The sequence below is a fragment of the Deinococcus humi genome (assembly GCF_014201875.1).
Lineage (GTDB): Bacteria > Deinococcota > Deinococci > Deinococcales > Deinococcaceae > Deinococcus > Deinococcus humi.
Genome location: NZ_JACHFL010000003.1, coordinates 87,432 through 106,595 on the forward strand (window position 1 = coordinate 87,432; position 19,164 = coordinate 106,595).

Sequence of the window (19,164 nt, forward strand, 5' to 3'; positions counted from 1 at the left end):
GATTTCTGCTCACAGGTCACGCTGCGTCATGCCCATGCGCTGAGCGCCCGACGCCCCCTGTTTGCGGTGGGTTACCTTGCCGAATCTCTTTCCTGCCCGCCCGAATACAATGGCCTGCGTGTCTCACGTTCCGCCCCATCTGGCTCAACCGCTGGCTCCCTACGCGGGGCAGACGGTGGCTGTGGGCGTGTCGGGCGGCGCGGATTCGGTGGCGCTGCTGCGGGCGCTGGTGCTGGCCGGGGTGCGGCCCGTCGCGGTGCATCTGGATCACGCGCTGCGCCCTGAATCGGCCGATGATGCCCGCTGGGTGGCGGAACTGGCCGGGGCGCTGGGACTTCCACACGAATCGGCGCGGGTGGATGTGGCGGCGGTGGCCACCGCCCGTGGCTGGAATCTGGAGGACGCTGCCCGCCGAGTGCGCTACGACTTTCTGAGGCGCATGGCGAAAAGGCACGGCGCCTCGGCGGTGCTGACGGCCCATACCCGCCGCGACGTGGCCGAGACGGTGCTGATGCAGGTGCTGCGGGGCGAGGCGGTTCTGAGCGGCATCTCCGCCGAATGGGGCCGAGTGCGCCGTCCCTGGCTGAAGGTCCCGCGCACCGATCTGGAATCCTTTCTGCGGGCGCTGGGCCAGGGCTGGCGAGAGGACACGTCCAATGCAAATCCCGCCTTCACCCGCGCCTGGATTCGAAGTGAGGTCGTGCCTGTACTGAGCGCCCGCTTTCCGGGTGCCGAGGCGAGTCTGGCAAGGGTGGCGAACCACGCCGCGCAGGACGATCTTGCGCTGACAGAACTGGCCCTCCGATTGAATCCCCACACTCCGCTGGAAAGGCAGCCCACCTCTGTCCTGCGCCGTTTCGTGCGTCGGGAACTGGCGGACGCGGGCCTGTCCTTCCATGCCGAGCATCTGGAGAGGCTGGCAGGAGCTTTAGGGACGGGCGAAACGGCCCATGTCACTTTGCCAGAGGCGCGGGAGGTCACGGCGACTGGCGGGAGGTTACACCTGGCGGCGCGACTCTGGCCCGAACCCGCTTTCCCGCCGCCCCCCGGCTGGCAGCGCCGGGCCCGGCAGGATGGAGACCGGATCAGATTGCCCGGCGGCACACGCAAGCTCAGCGACGTGCTGACTGATCTGAAGGTGCCGCGTGCGGAGCGGGACGCCGTGCCACTGCTGGTGTCTGACGACGGCGTGCAGTGGATGGGCCTCAATCCTGCAGTCTGGGCCGTGGGCGCGCGGGAGGTGGCGGGTGTGGCCCAGGACCCGGGCCAGACCGCCATGGGAGAGGCCCTGGCGCTGGCCCGGCAAGCGGCAGCAGCGAATGAAGTGCCTGTCGGCGCGGTGGTGCTCGGCCCGGACGGCGCGGTGGTGGGCCGGGGCCGCAACAGCTCGCGGGCGGACGGCGACATGACGCGCCACGCCGAACTGGCCGCCCTGCGGGAAGCCGCCGCAACCCTGGGAACGCCGTATCTGACGGACTGTACCCTCGTCGTGACCCTGGAACCCTGCCCGATGTGCCTGGGAGCGGCGCTGGAGGCGCGGGTGGGCGGGATCGTCTACGGCGCGTCCAACCCGAGGGCCGGGGCACTGGGCAGTGTGATTGACGTCCTCTCCGGGCATTGGGGTCACGTTCCCACCGTCACGGGCGGGGTGCGGGGTGGGGAAGCGGCGCGGCTTCTGCGGGATGCGTTTCAGGGCATCCGCGACAGGCGGCACCCGGAGAGTCGCTGACGTCCTCCCAAAGTCCAGCGCGGCTTGCTACCCTCCTTCAGTGACCATTCCTACCGCCGCCCTGCATGACGCCGCCGAGCATTTCGGCACACCGCTGTACGTTTACGACTCTGCCGAGTTGGACGCCGCCCTGGCGCGGGTGCGGTTCGCTTTCGGAACGGCGCGGGTGTACTACGCCATGAAAGCCAATCCCAACCTTAGCCTGCTGCGCCGGCTGAATGCGGCTGGCGTGGGCTTCGAGTGCGTCAGTTCCGGTGAACTGGCCCGCGCCGAGGCGGTGGGCGCCTCTGGCAGGCAGATCCTGGTCAACGGCCCTGCCAAATCGGGTGCCGAGTACGCAACTGGGGGGCGTCTGGGAGCAACGTTCGTCGTGGACCGCGAGGAAGAGGTGGGCCTGCTGCCGCCCCAGTCGCGCGCGCTGGTGCGGGTCAACCCGGCGCTGGCCGTCAGCACGCACGATCATCTGGCGACGGGCGCGGTGGACAGCAAGTTCGGGGTGACGCTGGAACAGGCTCCGCGTGTGCTGGACGCACTGCGGACGGCGGGGCACACCCCCCTGGGGCTGCATGTCCACATCGGCAGCGCCATCCGCGACGCCGACGACTTCACGGCAGCGTTTGGGCGTCTGTCCGAGCTGCGTGAGCAGACCGGGCCGCTGGCCGTGCTGGACGCGGGCGGCGGCTGGGGCCTGGACGCCGATCTGGGCGGCATCGCGCGTGAAGCGTGGGCGGCGGCGTCCGCGTTTGGCGCGGAGTTGTGGGTGGAGCCGGGACGCTATCTGGTGGCCCGCGCCGGAACGCTGCTGACCCGTGTGGTAGGGACCAAGCGAACCGGGCGCAACTTCTGCCTGGTGGACGCCGGCATGACCGAACTGCTGCGGCCCATGCTGTACGGCGCGGTTCACCCGGTCACGCCGCTGTGGGACGGTTTAGAGATGGAGTCGTGGGACATCGCCGGCCCGGCCTGCGAGAGTGGCGATCTGCTCGCCCGCAGCGTGTCGCTGCCCCAACCCACGCCCGGCGGACTCCTCGCCGTCGGCGAAGCAGGAGCCTACGGGGCGGCCATGAGCAGCGGGTACTTGACCCGCTCTCGCCCCGCCGAGGTGCTGTGGGACGGAGCGGCGTGGACCCTGATCCGCCGACGGGAAACCCCGCAGGACGTGTGGGCGGCGGAAGAGGGGGTTCACCTGTCCGTCCATCAGTCGGTTTAATCGCCGGAGACCGGGTTTTCCTGTTCTCCAGCAATCAAGGGCTGACCATCGAAACCGTCTTGTCAGCCGGTGTTCCGTACTCCCGCCGCGATGCCCTGCAGGCTCAGCATCAGCGGGCGCTCGAAGGTGTCCAGGCCACCGTCCTCAGCGCGGGCACGGCGTAGCAGCTCCACCTGAATGCGGTGGATGGGATCGATGTATGGGTTGCGCAGGCTGATGCTCTCGCGCAACCTGGGCTCGTTCGCCAGCAACTCTGCGCCCACCACGGCCTCTACCAGTTCCACGGTCTCGCGGAAGGCGGTCTGGAGGTGCTCGGCCAGCGGGTGGGGTCCCAGCAGGCGCAGGTATTCCTCGAAGATCAGCGGGTCACTCTTGGCCAGGCTCATCTGCGCGTTGTCGAGCACCGTGCGGAAAAACGGCCACTGCGCGTACAGCTCACGCGCCGCCCCCGCGCCGATGCTCCCCAGCCCCTCGCGCAGCCCGTACCAGCCGGGCAGGTTGGAGCGAATCTGCGTCCAGCTCATCACCCAGGGAATGGCGCGCAGATTGGTCAGCGTGGGTGCGCCGGGCCGCCGCACCGGGCGCGAGGCGATGTTCAGGCGGGCGATCTCGTGGATGGGCGTGGCCGCCTCGAAAAAGGGCAGGAAGCTATCGTCATGCACCAGCGCGCGGTAGGCGGCGGCGCTGGCCGCGGCAGCCCGGTCCATCGCCGTCGTCCATTCTTCCGTCAATAAATCTGCCGGGCGTGCGGCGGACAGCAACAGGCCGTACAGCGCCTGTTCCAGATTGCGCCGGGCCAGGACAGGATGGCTGTACTTGTCGGCCAGCGCCTCACCCTGCTCGGTGATCCGCAGCCCCGCGTCGATCGTTCCGGCAGGCTGGCCCAGAATCGCGCGTGAGGCTGGTCCGCCTCCCCGCCCGATGCTGGTGCCGCGTCCATGAAAGAAACGCCAGCGCACTCCCGCCTCCCGGCAGACGGCGCTGATCTTCCGCTGCGCCTCGTGCAGCGCCCAGTTGGCGGCCAGAAATCCGGCGTCCTTGTTGCTGTCGCTGTAGCCCAGCATGATCTCCTGCACGTCCCCGGCCAGAATGGCGCGGTATTCGGGCACGCCCAGCAGATCGGTCATGATCCGGGGAGCACGTTGCAGATCGTCGAGAGTCTCGAACAGCGGCACGGTCAGCACGCGAAGGCCCACCTCGCGGGCCAGCAGCAGCGGCTCCAGCACGTCGCTGACGCTCTCGGCCATGCTGATGATGTAACGCCCGAAAGCGCGCGGCCCGCTGTGGGCAATTGCGTCCCGCACCTCACGGATGGGACCGATCACCGTTTCCAGGTTGTCGGTCAGCGCTTCTCCAGCGGGCCACAGTGGACGGCGCGAGCGCAGTTCGCGTGACAGCAGCGTCTGACGGTCCTCCTCGGACAGGCTCAGGTAATCCGTCTCCACACCCGCCTGGGCCAGCAGGCCCGCCATCGCCGCGCCCGTCTGCCCGGAATGTTCGCGCACGTCCAGGCTGACCAGATGCTGTCCGAAGACCCGCGCCACGGTCAGCAACCCTTTGAGAAGCTGATCGGCAGTGCGGAACTGGCCGTCCTCCCGCAGGCGGCTGTCCAGGGCTTCCAGGCGCGGCAGCAACTCCACCCGCTCGCCATCACGTACGGCGTTGTGCAGGGCGCGCAGTTCGGTGCGGTAGGCGTCGCGGCCTTCTTCTTCCTGCGACAGGTCAGCGTAGGCCTGCTTCAGGCTGACCAGCAGCAGTTCACGTGCCCGCTCGCGGTGCAGGGCCAGCGTCTCACGGGTGGCCTCGGGCGTCACGAAGGGGTTGCCGTCGCGGTCCCCGCCCATCCACGACGAGAAACTCAGGGGCAGCCTGGCCCGCGATTCCTGGCCGTACACGCTCACGAAGGCGCGTTCCAGATCGCGCTGCAATTCCGGCAACGCACCAGCAATCGCCCCCATGTAGTTCAGGCCGCCCTTGACCTCGTCCCGTACGGTGGGTTTCAGGTGACGCAGCTCGGGGGTGGACCACATGGCTTCCACGTGCGCCGCAACCCGTTCCTGCGCCTCCGGATCGTCCAGCCGCGGCAGATCGCGCGCCACAGCTTCCAGGTGCTGGCGGATGGTGCGGCGGCGCATCTCGGTGGGGTGGGCGGTGAAGGTCAGGCCCAGATCCAGCCGCTCGATCAGCGTTTCCACCTCGGCCGCGCTCAGGCCCTGTGCCCTTAACTCTGTCAGCGCGCTTTCCAGGCTCTGGGGGCGCACGCCAGTGCTGGCCCGCAACACCCGAACCCGCTCGTATTCCTCGGCGAGGTTGACCAGTTGGAAATACCAGGTGAATGCCCGCGCCAGCCGGCCAGCGTCTTCACCGGACAGTCCGGCCAGCATGCCGCGCAACTCGGCGTCGTCGCCCCCGGCGCGCACCTCGCGCACCAGCGACCGCGTGCGCTCCACGAGGTCAAAGAACGCCTCGCCTTCCTGTTCCTTGAGAATCTGACCCAGGGTGCGGCCCAGCAGATTCACGTCGCTTTTGATGCCCATAGAGTCCTCCGGTGGTGGGGATGGAGCAGCTGGTGCAAACCCGACTGGTGGCTTGCATGTTCGTCTGGGAACTGTCCTCCCCGCCTCAGCCCTGGCCCACGGTGGACGTGACGCTGAGGCGTTTTACAGCCCGTCCTCTTCATGCCCTTCCTCGATGGCACGGTAGCGTTCTATGGACACGGCCCGTCCCGCCTCTATCTGGACATACACAGCATTCAGCTCGGCCCGGCCCTCGGCCACCGCGTACCGGTGGGGGCGCTCGGTCACGAAACGGGCCACCGGACCTTCGGGGGCCGAACCGATAATGCTGTCGTGTGGGCCGGTAAATCCGGCGTCGGTCTGAAAGGCCGTGCCCTGCGGCAGGATGCGCGAGTCGGCGGTGGGCACATGCGTATGCGTGCCGACCACGGCAGCCACCCGCCCGTCGAGATGCCACGCCAGCCCCGCCTTCTCGCTGCTGGCCTCGGCATGGAAGTCCACGAAGACGTGGCCCAGATCGTCGCGCTCCAGCAGGGTGTCAATGGCGGTGAACGGATTGGAGACCTGATCCATGAAGACCCGGCCCAGCAGATTGACCACCGTCAGACGTTCGCTCCGCCCGCCCCTGGTCTGCACCTCGAAAGTGCGCCAGCCGACGCCGGGCGTCTGGGGGTCGGCGTAATTCAGTGGGCGCACGATGGGGTAGTTTTCCGGGTCCTGCATCAGCTTGAAGACGTCGCGGTGGTGCCAGGCGTGGTTGCCCAGCGTCATGCAGTCGGCTCCTGCCCGCAGCGCCCCTTCCGCCGCCTCGCGGTGCATGCCGAAGCCCCCGGCGGCGTTTTCCATGTTCACGACGGCGAAATCCACGTCCCGGCGCAAGTCGGGCAAGGTTGCCCCCAGCATCCGGCGACCCGGCTGGCCGAACACGTCCCCCACAAACAGCACCTTGATCATGCGGGCAGGCTAGCGTCTGGACCCCTGTGCGGTGCCGCCGCACGCCATGCATGGCCCTGGTCCTGTCGTGCAACGGGAGAGAAGGCGCCTCCATATACAGAGTTCTACGGCCCAGCGAAGCCAGCCATCTGGAGCAGCCCGTGCAAGCTTTGGGGAACAGGGGCTCCACTACCCGATCAATCCGGCCACGCCATTGATGGTCACGGCCACGATCACCGCGCCGAACAGGTAGGACAAGAGTGCGTGACCCAGCAGCAGGCGGCGAAAGGCCCGCGTATTGATGTCCGTGTCGCTGACCTGAAAAGTCATGCCGATGGTGAAGGAGAGGTAGGCAAAGTCACGGTAGTCGGGGTCCGGGACGCTGTCGTCCGGTCCTCTGGGGAAGACCACGCCGCCGCCGTCGTTGTAGTACAGCCGGGCGTAGTGCAGGGCGTACTCGGCATGGACCAGTAGCCAGGAGGCGGTCACGGTCAGCACCGCCAGCACGGTCAGCGCCACCGAGGCCAGTCCCTTCTCCACCCCCGCCTGATGCAGCGCAAAGATTACGCCCACCAGGCTGACCAGCGAGGCGGCCAGGGTCAGGCCGTCTGCCAGGGCGCGTGTGTCGTCCTCCCGCAGGGCCAGCGCCCTGGTCCGCTGGGGGGAGGCGGTCCACAACAGCGTCCGCAGCCACAACAGCACGCTCAGGCAGAACATCACCCAGCCCACCAGTACCCGTGCCTCCCAGGGCCAAGCCGTGGGGGTCAGCAGGCTCACCGCACCGCCCACCACGGCCCCCACCAGCAGTCGGGCCACGGCGGGCGGGTGGCGGGTGGCGGTCATGCGCCGAGCATACGCCGTTGCGGACTGGCCGGGTGAGGCTGGTCATCAATGGAAAACCGCTGTCGACGCGATCACGGATGGTCACGGAGGGCGGTGGGAATGACGGCGTGCTCGCGCCATAATCGGGCATGAAAGAAAGCACCCGTACCTGGTTGCGGCGCTGGCTCCCCGTGATGCTGTTCCTGCTGTTCGGGGCGCTGACGCTGGCTCAGGTCTGGCTGTCGGCCCATCCGGTCTAGGGGCGTAGGGCTGTCCTCTACCTCAATCCCACCAGCGCCGTGCTCAGGCAGGCCAGCGCCACGCCGGCCCACTGCACGGCGCCCAGGCGCTCACGGTTCAGGAACAGGGCCAGCAGGGTCGTCAGGACGATGGACATGCTGCCCAGCACGGTCACGACGCTGTCCTCGCCGCGTCCCAGGCCCAGGGCAGTCACAAGGATGGCCCCGGTGGAGAGCAGCCCGGACCATCCGGCGTATTTCAGCGCCCCTGGTCCATCGGCGGGGCGCATGCCGGTGCGGCGTCCCTGCCATATCCTCAGCGTCACGAAGGTCAGGACGAGGGTACACAGCCGCAGGATCCACGTCGCCTGCACGCCGCCCACGCGGGGCGTCAGGCCGTAGCCGATGACGAAGAAACATGTGCCCAGGGTGACGGCGGAGCAGATGGCCCACCACGCGCCCCGGAGCTGCGCCGGGGTGGACTCGAACCCTTCTGTTTTTTGCGGCAGCGACACCAGCACCACCGACACCAGGACGCCCAGCAGGCTCAGGCCGGTCAGCAGACTCAGCCTCTCGCCGCTCAGCCACGCCAGCGCGGTGGTCACGGCGCCGTAGCTGCCCATGATCGGGGCCACCACCGCCAGTTGCCCCAGCCCCAGCGACTGGTAGAAGGCCAGGCCGCCCGCCGTCATCAGCGTGGACGCGCCCAGGGCCCAGACCCACGCCACGGCGTCAGTGGGAAAGAGATGCTGGCCGCTGAGCAGCAGATACGCCAGAAGCGCCGCCACGCCGAAGCCCTGCGCCGCGAAGGACGCCCGCATGGCCCCCATCCTGCGTGACGCCGGTTGCGCCAGATAATCCGCGAAACCCCATGCCAGCGCTGCCAGCAGGCCGAGGGTTACGCCGCTCATTGATCCATCGAGTCCAGACTCACCGGCAGAGGATAGCGGGCCACGTTGCCGTGAACCTAACGCCCGTTAGGCTCGCCGCGCTATCCTGCATCCCATGAGCAAAGCAGTGATCGTGGCGGCGTCGCGCACGCCGACGGGGAAGTTTTTGGGGGCGCTGTCGGACGTGAGTGCCGTGGAGCTGGGCAGCGTCACGCTGGCCGAGACCCTGAGACGTTCGGGCGTCCCGGCGGAGTTGATCGAGGAGGTCATCATGGGCCAGGTTGTGCAGGCCGGTTCGGGGCAGAACCCGGCGCGCCACGCGGCCCTCAAAGCGGGACTGAGCAATGAGGTGGGCGCGCTGACCATCAACAAGGTCTGCGGCAGCGGCCTGAAAGCCGTGATCCTGGCCGCCCAGAGCATTCGCGCGGGTGATCAGAGCGCGGTGCTGGCGGGCGGCATGGAAAGTATGAGCAACGCACCCTATCTGCTGCCGGGAGCCAGAAAAGGCTACCGCCTGGGTCACGCGCAGGTGCTGGACGCCAACACCCACGATGGACTCTGGTGCAGCATCAACGACGAGGGCATGGGGCTGACCGGCGAGCGCGTGGCCGACAAATACGGGATTTCCCGCGAGGCTCAGGACGCCTTCGCCACCCGCAGTCACCAGCGCGCGATCGCCGCCCAGGGGGCGGGTCGCTTCAAGGACGAGATTGTGCCCGTAACGGTCACGGGCCGCAAGGGCGACACCGTGGTGGACACCGACGAGGGGCCACGCTCCGACACCAATCCGGAGACGCTGGCCCGTTTGAAACCCGCTTTCAAGAAAGACGGCTCTGTGACGGCGGGCAACGCGCCGGGCCTGAACGATGCCGCCGCCAGCCTGCTGATCATGTCGGAGGAGGCAGCAGCCGCACACGGCCTGACTCCCCTGGCCGAGATCGTGGACTACGCGACGGGCGGTCTGGCCCCCGAGTGGGTCATGATGACGCCCGTGCCGGCCACCAACAAGCTGTTGCAGAAGCTGGGCTGGAGTGCCGACGACGTGGACTTGTGGGAACTGAACGAGGCCTTCAGCGTGCAGAGTCTCGCCGTCATGAACGAGCTGGGTCTGAACCCTGACAGGGTGAACATCAACGGCGGGGCGGTGGCGCTGGGCCATCCGATTGGTGCTTCCGGCGCGCGGATTCTGGTCACGTTGTTGCACGCCATGAAGCAGCAGGACAAGGAGACCGGCGTCGCCACGCTGTGCATGGGCGGGGGCAACGGGCTGGCACTGGCCGTCAGGCGGGTAGGTTAGGGCATGTCGCAACCCACCCTGTGGATCATCGAAAGCCGCTACACCAAATCCGGCGAGGAACTGGCCGCCGTCACGCCCCGCCACCGCGAGTGGCTGGACCAGCATTACCGCTCCGGCGTTTTCCTGACCTCCGGGCGCAAGCTGGACAACACCGGCGGCGTGCTGGTGGCGCACGCCGACAGCGAGGAACAGTTGCGTGCCCTGTTCAAGGATGATCCCTTCGTACAGGAAGGATGCTCGGAGTACAGCTACACACCGTTCACACCCGTCAAACGCGGGCGGGCGCTGGAACTTGAAGGTGTGCCTCTGGTGGAGTGATGGCAGCCCTGATTTCAGGGTCAGCAGGATCGTGAGTCAATCCTGTCCACACCGTTTTGCAGACCCTTGAGGACGCGCCAGACACAGCTCTGCCAGAGTTGGAGCAGCCCATCATGCAGCAGCGTGAGTTCACTGCTCTTGGAACGATCACTCTCAGAGCGAGGGCCGTTGAACGTGCTGGCGTGCATCCCAATTTGCTCACTCGCCTATGGGATCGTGCAGGTTTTCGTGCTGAAAGAAGGAGTTCAACCATGAAATTCGGAGTCATTGGAGCAGGACAGATGGGCGGCGGCATCGCGCAGGTCGCCGCGCAGAGTGGATTTGATGTCGTGGTGCAGGACGTGCAGCAGGAGTATCTGGACCGGGGCCGGAGCGTGATTGAGAAGAGCCTCGCCAAACTGCATGAGAAGGGAAGACTGGACGCCACACCGGACGAAGTGCTGGGCCGCATCAGATTCACCACAGACTTGCAGGACTTTGCCGACTGCGATCTGGTCGTGGAAGCGATTGTCGAGAATCAGTCAATCAAGAATGCCCTGTTCGAGCAACTGGGCGGGATTGTCAAGCCTTCAGGCATCCTCGCCAGCAACACCAGTTCTATCCCGATCACAGCGCTGGCCTCGGCTTCGGGCCGCCCGGAGCGGTTTATCGGGATGCACTTCATGAATCCCGTGCCGCTGATGGCCCTGGTAGAAGTAATTCGCGGCTACGCCACCAGCGATGAGACCGCACAGTTCGTGACCGAGACCGCCGAGCGGATGGGCAAGACGCCGCTGACCTGCAACGACTTTCCCGGCTTTGTGTCCAACCGGATCCTGATGCCCATGCTGAACGAGGCCATCCAGTGCGTCATGGAAGGCGTGGCCGAGCCACAAGCGATTGACGGCATCATGAAACTGGGCATGAACCACCCGATGGGGCCACTGACGCTCGCGGATTTCATAGGCCTGGACACCTGTCTGAGCATCATGGAAGTGCTGCACGCTGGGCTGGGCGACGACAAGTACCGCCCCTCACCCCTCCTGCGCAAGATGGTGCAGGCCGGACTGCTGGGCCGCAAGAGCGGGGAAGGCTTCTATAAGTATTGAGGCAAAGTGTCGTGGCTGATTCTGCCCTCCCCGTATCTGAAGGCGTCGTCATTTTGAGTGATGACGGCGTCATAAGGTGCGTCCTATCCTGAACGTATGAACGTCACCCGCCACTTCAGCGACACGCGGACAGACCAGGGCCGCGTGCGGTTCCTTCTGGCCTCTGGCCGCGTCTGCCTGATGGCGGAGGGGCCGGGATGGACGCACCGCAGCGCCCACGACACGCTGGCGGACGCCGCGACGTTTCTGGCTGTCCTGTCGCAACTGGACGGCGGTCTGTACCGTCAGGCGCTCGATGATCTGGAACATCAACTGGCATTCGAGCGCGACTATCCGGGTGCGGCGTAACGGCAGGGCACTCCGCCCCTGGCACTCCTCCGTCACCCAGGCGACAGCTGTTTGGTTTCCGGCCCCGTATGATCGGGCATGACCGGAATCGCGCGGCAGGTGACGCTGGTACTGGCGACGGTACTGACACTGGTGATGAATTACCTCAGCAACGCGCTGCCGCTGTTCGGCAACACCAACGGCCAGATCAGCGACGCGCTCCCCAACGCCTTCACGCCCGCTGGCCTGACCTTCGCGGTGTGGGGGCCCATCTTCCTGGGGCTGGCCGTCTTTGCGTTTTACCAGGCCCTGCCGGCCCAGCGCAGCCCGCGCTTTGACCGCCTGTTCTGGCCGTTCCTGCTGGGGAACCTGCTGAACGTGGCGTGGTTGTTTGCCTTCCAGAGCCTCAACTTTGGTCCCAGCGTGGTCATCATGTTGCTGTTGCTCGTCAGCCTGATCTGGCTGTACCTGACGGTGCGCGGCCTGCACCCGCTGAGCGGCGAGTTCTGGGCCCTGCAGGTTCCCGCCAGCCTTTATCTGGCCTGGATCAGCGTGGCGACGATAGCGAACATCACGGCTTTTCTGGTCAGCCAGGGGATCACAGGCGGCGCGCTGGGGATCGGGGCGCAGCTGTGGTCAGCGCTCCTGGTGGTGGTTGCGGGACTGCTGGGCACCTTCTTCTTACTGCGCTACCGCGACTATGCCTTTGCCGCGGTGCTGCTGTGGGCTTTTCTGGGGGTGTATCTGGCCCGTCCGGATACGCTGCTGGTGGTTGCGGGCGTTATCGCGGGTGCGCTGCTTGTTGTCCTGGCCGGATTGCGGGCCCTGCGCCAGGGCAGGATGGCCCTGTAAGCCAGCGTCGCGCCCAGACCTCCCTGATTGCTACACTGCCCACAATGCAAGCGTCTGACACGCCCCTCGCCCTGATCGGCTACCCCGCCTCCGCCGCCCGTGCCCTGCGGGAGCTGGGGCTGGTGGCCCTCGCCACGCCCACCGAACAGCTCAAAGAAGTGATGGAGGCCTGCATGACCTTGGGGTTCAGCGGCGCGCTGATCCACCGTGGCCAGGAGGCCCGCGCCCACGATGCCGCCCAGACCGACGCCACCGCCCGCCGGGTGGGCCGGGTAGACGCGGTGGCTTTCACAGCCGGGGCGCACGGCACCTTTGCGTTGGCCGACGCGCTGGGCGATACGCTGGAGGCCAGCGGTTACGCCGCGCGCGGGGCCAGCGCCCTGCTTCTGGGCACCGACATGCATGATCTGGCGCTGGCCCTCCCCCTGACCCGCATGGGCTTCTCGGCGGTGGGCGTGGCGGCGGCCAACACCCCGGATGCCGAGCGGGCCGCCCGTGACTTTCCAGCGGGTGTGCGCGCTTTCCCGGTCAGCCGTCAGGATTCCGCGCTGGAGGGGCTGGCCGAGCGTGCCGATCTGCTGGTGCTGACCAGCGGCCATTTTCCGGCGGGCCTGGCCCAGCCGTACCACACGATCATTGACCTGACGGGTCAGCTACAGATCGCTCCGGGCGGGGCCACGCTGCTGGACCTGACCGAATTGCACACCCGCCGCCTGGCCCGTCAGCTGGCCCACGCCACCGGTCAGCGCTTCCATGCCCAGGAACTGAGGGGCGCGGTGGCCGCGCTGGCATAAGCCAGGAAAAGCCCCCTCTCCACAGGAAAGGGGGCCGATGGAGAGAGCTTTTTACTGGGTGCTGCGCGGGTCGAGCACGTCCCGCAAGCCGTCGCCCAGCAGATTGAAGCCCAGCACCGTCAGGAAAATGGCCAGGCCGGGGAAGATCATCGTCCACGGATAATCCACGTAATACGAGCGCGAGTCGCTGATCATGGTGCCCCATTCCGGAAGGGGGGGCTGCGCGCCGATACCCAGGAAGCCCAGCGCGGCCACCTCGATGGTGGCGGTGGCGATGCTCAGGGCGCCTTGCACAATCAGCGGCGAGAGGCTGTTGGGAAGGACGTGCCGGAAGATCATGCGCCCCTGCGTCGCCCCCAGCGCCCCGGCAGCCTGCACGAACTCACGCTCCCGCACGCTGAGCACCACGCTGCGGGCCAGACGCAGATACACCGGCACCTGCACCAGTGAGACGGCCAGCATGGCCGTGACCAGTTGCGGACTGTTCAACGCGAAGAGCCGGTCCATCGCCGCGATGAGGAGTGGTGGATTGTCCACGCTGAAAATGCTGGCGAAACCGATGGCGAGCAGAATGCTGGGAAACGCCAGCATCACGTCGCTCAGGTAACCCAGGATGTTGTCGAGCCAGCCACCAAAATACCCGGCCAGCACGCCCAGCAGCGAGCCGAACACCAGCGCCAGTATGGTGGACACCACGCCCACCTTCAGCGAAATGCGGGTGCCGTGCAGCACGCGTGTGAACACGTCGCGCCCCAGGTTGTCCGTCCCAAAAGGTGCGGCCCAGATGTTGGTCTTGCCCGTCACCGCGTCGGTATACGTCTCCTTGGCTTCGGGGTTCCATAGCGCCGTGATACTGGGCGGTTTAAGGTTCAGACGGTAATTGCGGTCTGTGGTGGGATCGTAGGGGCGCAGCACCTGCGCGAACACTGCCAGCAGCACGAACAGGATCACGATAATGCCGCCGACTTTCCCTGGCGTGCTCTTGCGGAAACGCCGCCAGAAGATGCTCTCCGACTTCTTGGCGGGGGCAGTGGTGGAGGGAGCCGTGGTGGTCATATGTTTTCCCTCCTCATCAGCTGTACTGAATCCTGGGGTCAAGGGCCGCGTAACTGAGGTCGACGAGCAGGTTGACCACGCTCACCACCAGCGCCGCGAAGATCACGCCGCCCTGGATGATCGGGTAGTCGCGCTGAGCGATGGCTTCGTAGACCCATGAGCCGATGCCCGGCCACGAGAAGATGGTCTCGGTCAGGACTGCGCCGCCCAGCAGCGCGCCTGCCTGCAGGCCGATCACGGTCACCACGGGCAGCAGCGCGTTTCTCAGCGCGTGCTTGATGGTGACCGAATTGGGGGCCAACCCCTTGGCACGGGCCGTTCGTACGTAATCCTGTCCCAGCACGTCCAGCAGGCTGCTGCGGGTGATGCGCGAGATGATCGCCAGCGGAATGCTGCCCAGGGCGATGGCGGGCAGCACCAGGTGTTTCAGCGCGTCCCAGAAGGCACCGATGTTGCCCCGCAAGAGTGAATCCAGCAGGTAGAAGCCCGTGATCGGCGTGATGTTGTACTCGTAGCCCAGGCGGGCGCTGGGCGGCAGCCAGCCCAGCTTGACGGCGAAGAAGTAGGACAGCAGCAGCCCCAGCCAGAACACCGGCATGCTCACGCCCACCAGACTGATGCCGGTGGCCAGATTGTCCCAGCGGCTGTTGCGCCGCAGGGCCGCCAGGATCCCGGCGGGCATGCCCACCACCAGCGCAAACAGCAGCGCGGCGATGCTCAGCTCGGCGGTGGCCGGAAAGCGCGACTTGAGTTCGTTGACCACCGGGATGTTGCTTTTCAGCCCCGATCCCAGGTCACCCTGCACCAGGGCCGAGATGTACTTGGGATACTGCGCGTCCAGCGGATTGGCCGGATTGAAGAACCACGGCTTATTCAGCCCCAGCTGCTCGCGTAGCGCCGCCGCCGCCTCTGGCGTGGCCCGCTCACCCAGCATGGCGACGGCAGGATCGCCCGGAATCGAGCGCACGAACACGAAAACAACCACACTAATTCCCAGCATCACCAGCACGGTCCGCAATATGCGGCGGATCAGGTAACTGCCCAAAGCAGACCTCCTTGGCTTCACGGCACAGGCGAAACCGGAACGAAAACGAAAAGTGTCAAAACAGCGCCAGGCGGATGGTTGTGGCGTCTGGGCAGTCTAATCTGTTCGGGGGCAGGCTGCGGGCTGAACGGTTAGACGCCTGACGCACAGGGGAGGGGCAGACCCCCCAAGGAAATCTGCCCCCACTCCGGTGCGGCTGTGGCCTCTTCTCTTACTTCTTGCCAGCGATGCTGATGTTGTTGAACGACTCGCTGCCCAGCGGGCTGGGGGTCCAGCCCTTGACGTAGGTCTGGGCGGCGGCCAGCGGCTGACTGTGCGCCACAGGCACGCGGTAGGCCGCGTCGTAGGTCATTTCGTGAATCTGGCTGTAGATCTTGGCCTTGGCGGCCTGGGTGGTCGCGGCGCGGCCCTGCTCCAGCAGCTTCTGCAGTTCGGGCGGATTCCAGCTGATATCGCTGCTGCCGTTCTCGCCGTAGTACGCGCCGTAGAAGTTGTCCGGGTCACCGTAGTCGCCGGTCCAGCCGATCATGTACATGTCAAAGCCTGGGGTGGCGTTGCGGTCTTGCAGGTACTTGGCCCAGTCCTCGGTCTTGAGGTTGACCTTGATCCCGATAGCGCTCAGATCGGCGGCGATGGCCTCGGCGATGGGCTTGGGGTTGGGGAAGTACGGACGGCTGACTGGCATGTACCACAGGTCAATCGTGAAGCCGTTGGCGTATCCCGCGTCGGCCAGCATCTTCTTGGCGGCGGCCGGGTCGAACTTGTAGTCGGCTGGCACCTTGCTGCTGTTGCCCCAGGCCAGCACGGGCGGCACGAAGCTGGCATTGCTGACGGCCAGTCCGTTCCAGAAGGCGTCCACGATAGCCTTCTTGTTGATCGCCATGCTGATGGCCTGACGGACCTTCTGGTTTTTCAGGTACTGGTTGTTGTTGTTCATGCTCACGAAGCCCACGTTGAAGCTGGGGCGCTTGACGGCCACCAGGTTCTTGTCGGCCTGCACGCTCTTGAGGCTATCGGGGGTCAGGTCGTTGGCAAAGTCGATGGTGCCCGCCTTCAGCTCGTTCAGGCGCTGTGACGCGTCCTTGATGGAGCGGATCACCAGTTCATCCACCTTGGGCTTGGCGCCCCAGTACGACTTGTTGGGGGTCAGGACCACGCGGTCGCCTGTGCGCCAGCTCTGGAAGATGAAGGGGCCGGTGCCGATGGGCTTGCTGGCAGGCGTACCGTACTTGGCGCCGTCCTTCTTGATGGCCGTGGGGCTGGCGATGCCGAAGTAGCCGGCGGCCAGCACGTTGGGCAGCACGCTGGAGGGCTTGTTCAGGTCCACGCGCACGGTGGAGTCGTTGACCTTGACGATGTTCTTGATGACGGCGGTGGGGTCACCCTTGAAGCCGCCGAGCAGGTCGCCCACGATCTCGAAGGTGCGGCCCTGGTCGCGGAAGCCGTAGGGGTGGCTCTTGTCCCACCAGCGGCTCAGGTTGAACACGATGGCGTCGGCATTCAGGGGCGTGCCGTCGTGGAACTTCACGTTCGGGCGCAGCTTGAAGGTCCAGGCAGTGGCGTTGGCATTGCTGGACCATGAGGTGGCCAGGCCGGGTGCGAGGTCGGTCGTGCCGTCCTTGAAGTCGACCAGCGTGTCGTAGATCTGACGCTGCACCAGAATGCTGATGCCGTCGGTGATGTTGCCCGATTCCAGGCTGACAGGTTCACCATTGTTGCCGAAGACCAGCGTAGCGGCGCTGGCAGCGGGCAGGGTGGCGAGCAGGGCGGTCAGAAGCAATTTCTTCATAGTGGAGCCTCCAGGACCCGGCATGTCCCAATGCCCGCACGGGGCAGGCCAATCAGGAAATGAGGGTGGGTGAGAAAGTAGAACGTGGGCTCAGGGTAGGGTGGGGCCGGAGGGGTGTCAAGCTGCTGCGTTACGGAGTCCTGAGAAAATTCTGTCTGACACCCTACTTTCCGCTGCCGATCAGGGTCAGTCCAATCAACGTGGGGTTGGCATTCTTGCCCTCACTGATCAGGGTGATGCGCTTGATCACACTGCTTGGTTTGGGATTCTTCCATTCCAGCACCGGGACGTTGATGTCCAACCCGTCTGCCGTTCGTCCCACCCAGCCGGGAGCGGGAATCATCGAGGTGGGCAATAGGTCGGTCCAGGCGCGGATGTGGCGCCCGTATTCCAGCGGCAGCGCCAGTTTGCTTCCATCGGCGTACTCGATCTCGTAGCGTCCGATCACCTCGCGGGCCAGTGCGCCCGGCCAGCCGGTGGTGTGCAGGAAGGCAATGGCGTCAGCCTTCCGCTCCAGTTCCACCGTGGCCTGTGTGGGCAGGTCGTTGACCGCCCCCCGCGCCCCCTTGAGCATCACCGCGCTGGAAATGTCGAACTTATACGTGCCGATCTGCTGGACGCCCGTTTTCAGGTTCCGCAGGTCGATGTCCGGTCCCTTGCCAATCCAGCCCCGCTCGTCGTTGTCGGTCAGGGTGCGGGTGGCCAGTGCTTTCAGACTGACTGTGGCGCCCGCCGTCCCCCTGTAGGCCAGGGGCGCGTACAGGTCACGGAACAGCGCTGCCGCGTTCGTCACAGGCCCCGCCTCCGGGTTCCAGAACGCGCCCGCCGCACGCACGTAAGCCACGCCCTGCTGCGCCTGCCCGTCCCAGATGCTGGGGTTGCCGAAATACCCGGTCCAGCGGGTCTGAATCATGCCCAGCGCCCCGGCTTTCTGCGCGGAGCGGGCCAGCCCCTCGGCGTTGCCAGCCTCATCCCAGGACGCCCCCAGCACCGGGAACCCCAGCCCGGCGATCTTTTGCATCATCCCGTAATCTGTGCCTGGCGCGTAGTTCCAGTACGCCACCTGAATATCCTTGGGCAGCATAGTGGGCAGACTGCCGATCACCGAGTCCGAGAAGGCCGAGTCGTGCCAGATCATGGTGGCCACGCCCAGCGATTTCAGGTAATCGTGAATCTTCACGGTGTCGTCCACGAACAGCTTCTCAAAGCCCGCCGCCTTGCCGTTGGCCCGCGCCGGGAAGCGGTCCCGGTTTCTTACCTCGTCATGGCCGATGTGGATGGTCCTGGCCCCGAACACCTCTGCCGCCTCCTTGAAAATAGGGAAGAGGACGCGGCTGTACGTCACCGGATTCAGGGTGTCGTAGGCGTATGGATTCTGGCTGTCCGGGTCCTGATACAGGTCCTTGTTCGCGCCGCCGTAAAACATCCACTGGACGTGGCCCAGCGTCTCGATCAGTGGAATGACCTCCAGCCCATGTTCGCGGGCCAACTGTGCCACCCGCCGCGCCTCGGCCTTGCTGGCGCCGCCGGGATGGGCATAGCCGCCCGCCTTCGCGGTGTCCCACTGCACGTAGTTGCTCATGACCAGCACGGCGTTGTATTTCAGCGCGGCCAGCATGGGGATGAGCGCATCGTTCACGCCTTTGCTGTACTGATCGAGGTAGATCATCGCCACGCGTTTCTTCAGAGCGGGCGAGTCGCTGATCCTGGCAAACCGCACTCCTGCGGGCGTCAGCAGTTGCCGCAGCGTCTGTGCGCCCTCATATGCGCCCTTGACGTCCGCGCCGACAAGATACGCGCCGCCTGCGTCCACCCACAGGGCGTAGCCCTCAGCCGCCGTACTGGTCAGCCCCGCAGCCCCCGCTTTCGCCGCCAGATCGGCGTCCGCCAGCGTCCCGATGACGATGGCCGGCTTGCCGGTGGTGGCGTCCGGTAGAGCCACGCCCAGCCGTGTTTTCCACTCGGCCCGCAGGTCACGGACGGCCCAGCCCAGTTCGGGGGCACTGCCCACCGTGCGGATGCCCAGACCCGCCAACCCCAGCGTTCCGGCCGGGAACTCCGCGCGCCTCGGCTGCGGCACGAGCTGGCCCGAGGGCACCTGAGCGCGGGCGTCGGGAATGGGGGTGATCTGCGCGGTGGCGCCCCCGGCGGTGGCCAGGGCCAGGAAAATCAGGGCCTGGAATGTTCTGAATGGGGTCATGGCAGTCAATCCCTTGGTGAGTCGAAAAGTGGTTGGATAGAGCGGACCTGTGCGACTGA

16 protein-coding genes are annotated in these 19,164 nt (G+C 66.2%); 8 read left to right on the plus strand and 8 right to left on the minus strand.

The features are described from left to right. Positions 1-109: 109 nt before the first annotated feature. Positions 110-1,729, plus strand: coding sequence for a tRNA lysidine(34) synthetase TilS (gene tilS / locus HNQ08_RS07220; protein WP_184130288.1), 1,620 nt, complete (start codon positions 110-112; stop codon positions 1,727-1,729). A gap of 40 nt (positions 1,730-1,769) precedes the next feature. Continuing rightward, positions 1,770-2,939 (plus strand): diaminopimelate decarboxylase, encoded by a 1,170-nt coding sequence (lysA, locus tag HNQ08_RS07225; protein WP_184129190.1) that lies wholly within the window; start codon positions 1,770-1,772, stop codon positions 2,937-2,939. Between the two features lie 62 nt (positions 2,940-3,001). Here lysA and HNQ08_RS07230 read toward each other — a convergent pair whose 3' ends face one another. The 4 genes from HNQ08_RS07230 to HNQ08_RS07245 form a co-directional block, all read right to left on the minus strand. Then, positions 3,002-5,476 (minus strand): phosphoenolpyruvate carboxylase, encoded by a 2,475-nt coding sequence (locus tag HNQ08_RS07230; RefSeq protein ID WP_184129192.1) that lies wholly within the window; start codon positions 5,474-5,476, stop codon positions 3,002-3,004. A 123-nt stretch (positions 5,477-5,599) separates the two neighbouring features. After that, a complete protein-coding gene (locus HNQ08_RS07235) occupies positions 5,600-6,409 on the minus strand; it encodes a TIGR00282 family metallophosphoesterase (protein WP_184129194.1) in 810 nt (269 codons plus the stop codon). A gap of 168 nt (positions 6,410-6,577) precedes the next feature. After that, positions 6,578-7,231, minus strand: coding sequence for a DUF1345 domain-containing protein (locus HNQ08_RS07240; RefSeq protein WP_184129196.1), 654 nt, complete (start codon positions 7,229-7,231; stop codon positions 6,578-6,580). A 256-nt stretch (positions 7,232-7,487) separates the two neighbouring features. Beyond that, complete coding sequence (locus HNQ08_RS07245; RefSeq protein ID WP_184129199.1) at positions 7,488-8,360, minus strand: DMT family transporter; 873 nt, start codon at positions 8,358-8,360, stop codon at positions 7,488-7,490. A 94-nt stretch (positions 8,361-8,454) separates the two neighbouring features. Between HNQ08_RS07245 and HNQ08_RS07250 the strand changes: the two genes are divergently transcribed. The 6 genes from HNQ08_RS07250 to HNQ08_RS07275 all read left to right on the plus strand — a co-directional run bounded on the left by HNQ08_RS07250 (position 8,455) and on the right by HNQ08_RS07275 (position 13,015). Beyond that, positions 8,455-9,636 carry a thiolase family protein gene (locus tag HNQ08_RS07250; RefSeq protein WP_184129202.1) on the plus strand — a complete coding sequence of 394 codons (1,182 nt, stop codon included), beginning with the start codon at positions 8,455-8,457 and terminating at the stop codon, positions 9,634-9,636. A gap of 3 nt (positions 9,637-9,639) precedes the next feature. Continuing rightward, positions 9,640-9,954, plus strand: coding sequence for a YciI family protein (locus tag HNQ08_RS07255; RefSeq protein WP_184129205.1), 315 nt, complete (start codon positions 9,640-9,642; stop codon positions 9,952-9,954). Between the two features lie 251 nt (positions 9,955-10,205). After that, positions 10,206-11,042 carry a 3-hydroxyacyl-CoA dehydrogenase family protein gene (locus tag HNQ08_RS07260; protein ID WP_184129208.1) on the plus strand — a complete coding sequence of 279 codons (837 nt, stop codon included), beginning with the start codon at positions 10,206-10,208 and terminating at the stop codon, positions 11,040-11,042. 96 nt (positions 11,043-11,138) lie between these two features. Beyond that, a complete protein-coding gene (locus HNQ08_RS07265; protein WP_184129211.1) occupies positions 11,139-11,390 on the plus strand; it encodes a hypothetical protein in 252 nt (83 codons plus the stop codon). Positions 11,391-11,468: 78 nt separating this feature from the next. Next, positions 11,469-12,221, plus strand: coding sequence for a tryptophan-rich sensory protein (locus HNQ08_RS07270; protein WP_184129214.1), 753 nt, complete (start codon positions 11,469-11,471; stop codon positions 12,219-12,221). Between the two features lie 44 nt (positions 12,222-12,265). After that, positions 12,266-13,015: a shikimate dehydrogenase gene (locus HNQ08_RS07275; RefSeq protein ID WP_184129217.1), complete on the plus strand. Its 750-nt coding sequence runs from the start codon at positions 12,266-12,268 to the stop codon at positions 13,013-13,015. Between the two features lie 51 nt (positions 13,016-13,066). Here the strand turns inward: HNQ08_RS07275 and HNQ08_RS07280 are convergent, their stop codons facing one another. The 4 genes from HNQ08_RS07280 to HNQ08_RS07295 all read right to left on the minus strand — a co-directional run bounded on the left by HNQ08_RS07280 (position 13,067) and on the right by HNQ08_RS07295 (position 19,105). Then, positions 13,067-14,071: an ABC transporter permease gene (locus HNQ08_RS07280; RefSeq protein ID WP_184129220.1), complete on the minus strand. Its 1,005-nt coding sequence runs from the start codon at positions 14,069-14,071 to the stop codon at positions 13,067-13,069. 16 nt (positions 14,072-14,087) lie between these two features. Beyond that, positions 14,088-15,116: an ABC transporter permease gene (locus HNQ08_RS07285; protein WP_184129224.1), complete on the minus strand. Its 1,029-nt coding sequence runs from the start codon at positions 15,114-15,116 to the stop codon at positions 14,088-14,090. Between the two features lie 211 nt (positions 15,117-15,327). Further along, the gene (locus HNQ08_RS07290; RefSeq protein ID WP_184129227.1) at positions 15,328-16,905 is read right to left on the minus strand and encodes an ABC transporter substrate-binding protein; all 1,578 of its coding nucleotides are present in this window, start codon (positions 16,903-16,905) and stop codon (positions 15,328-15,330) included. Between the two features lie 163 nt (positions 16,906-17,068). Beyond that, a complete protein-coding gene (locus HNQ08_RS07295; protein WP_184129230.1) occupies positions 17,069-19,105 on the minus strand; it encodes a glycoside hydrolase family 20 zincin-like fold domain-containing protein in 2,037 nt (678 codons plus the stop codon). Positions 19,106-19,164: the final 59 nt, after the last annotated feature.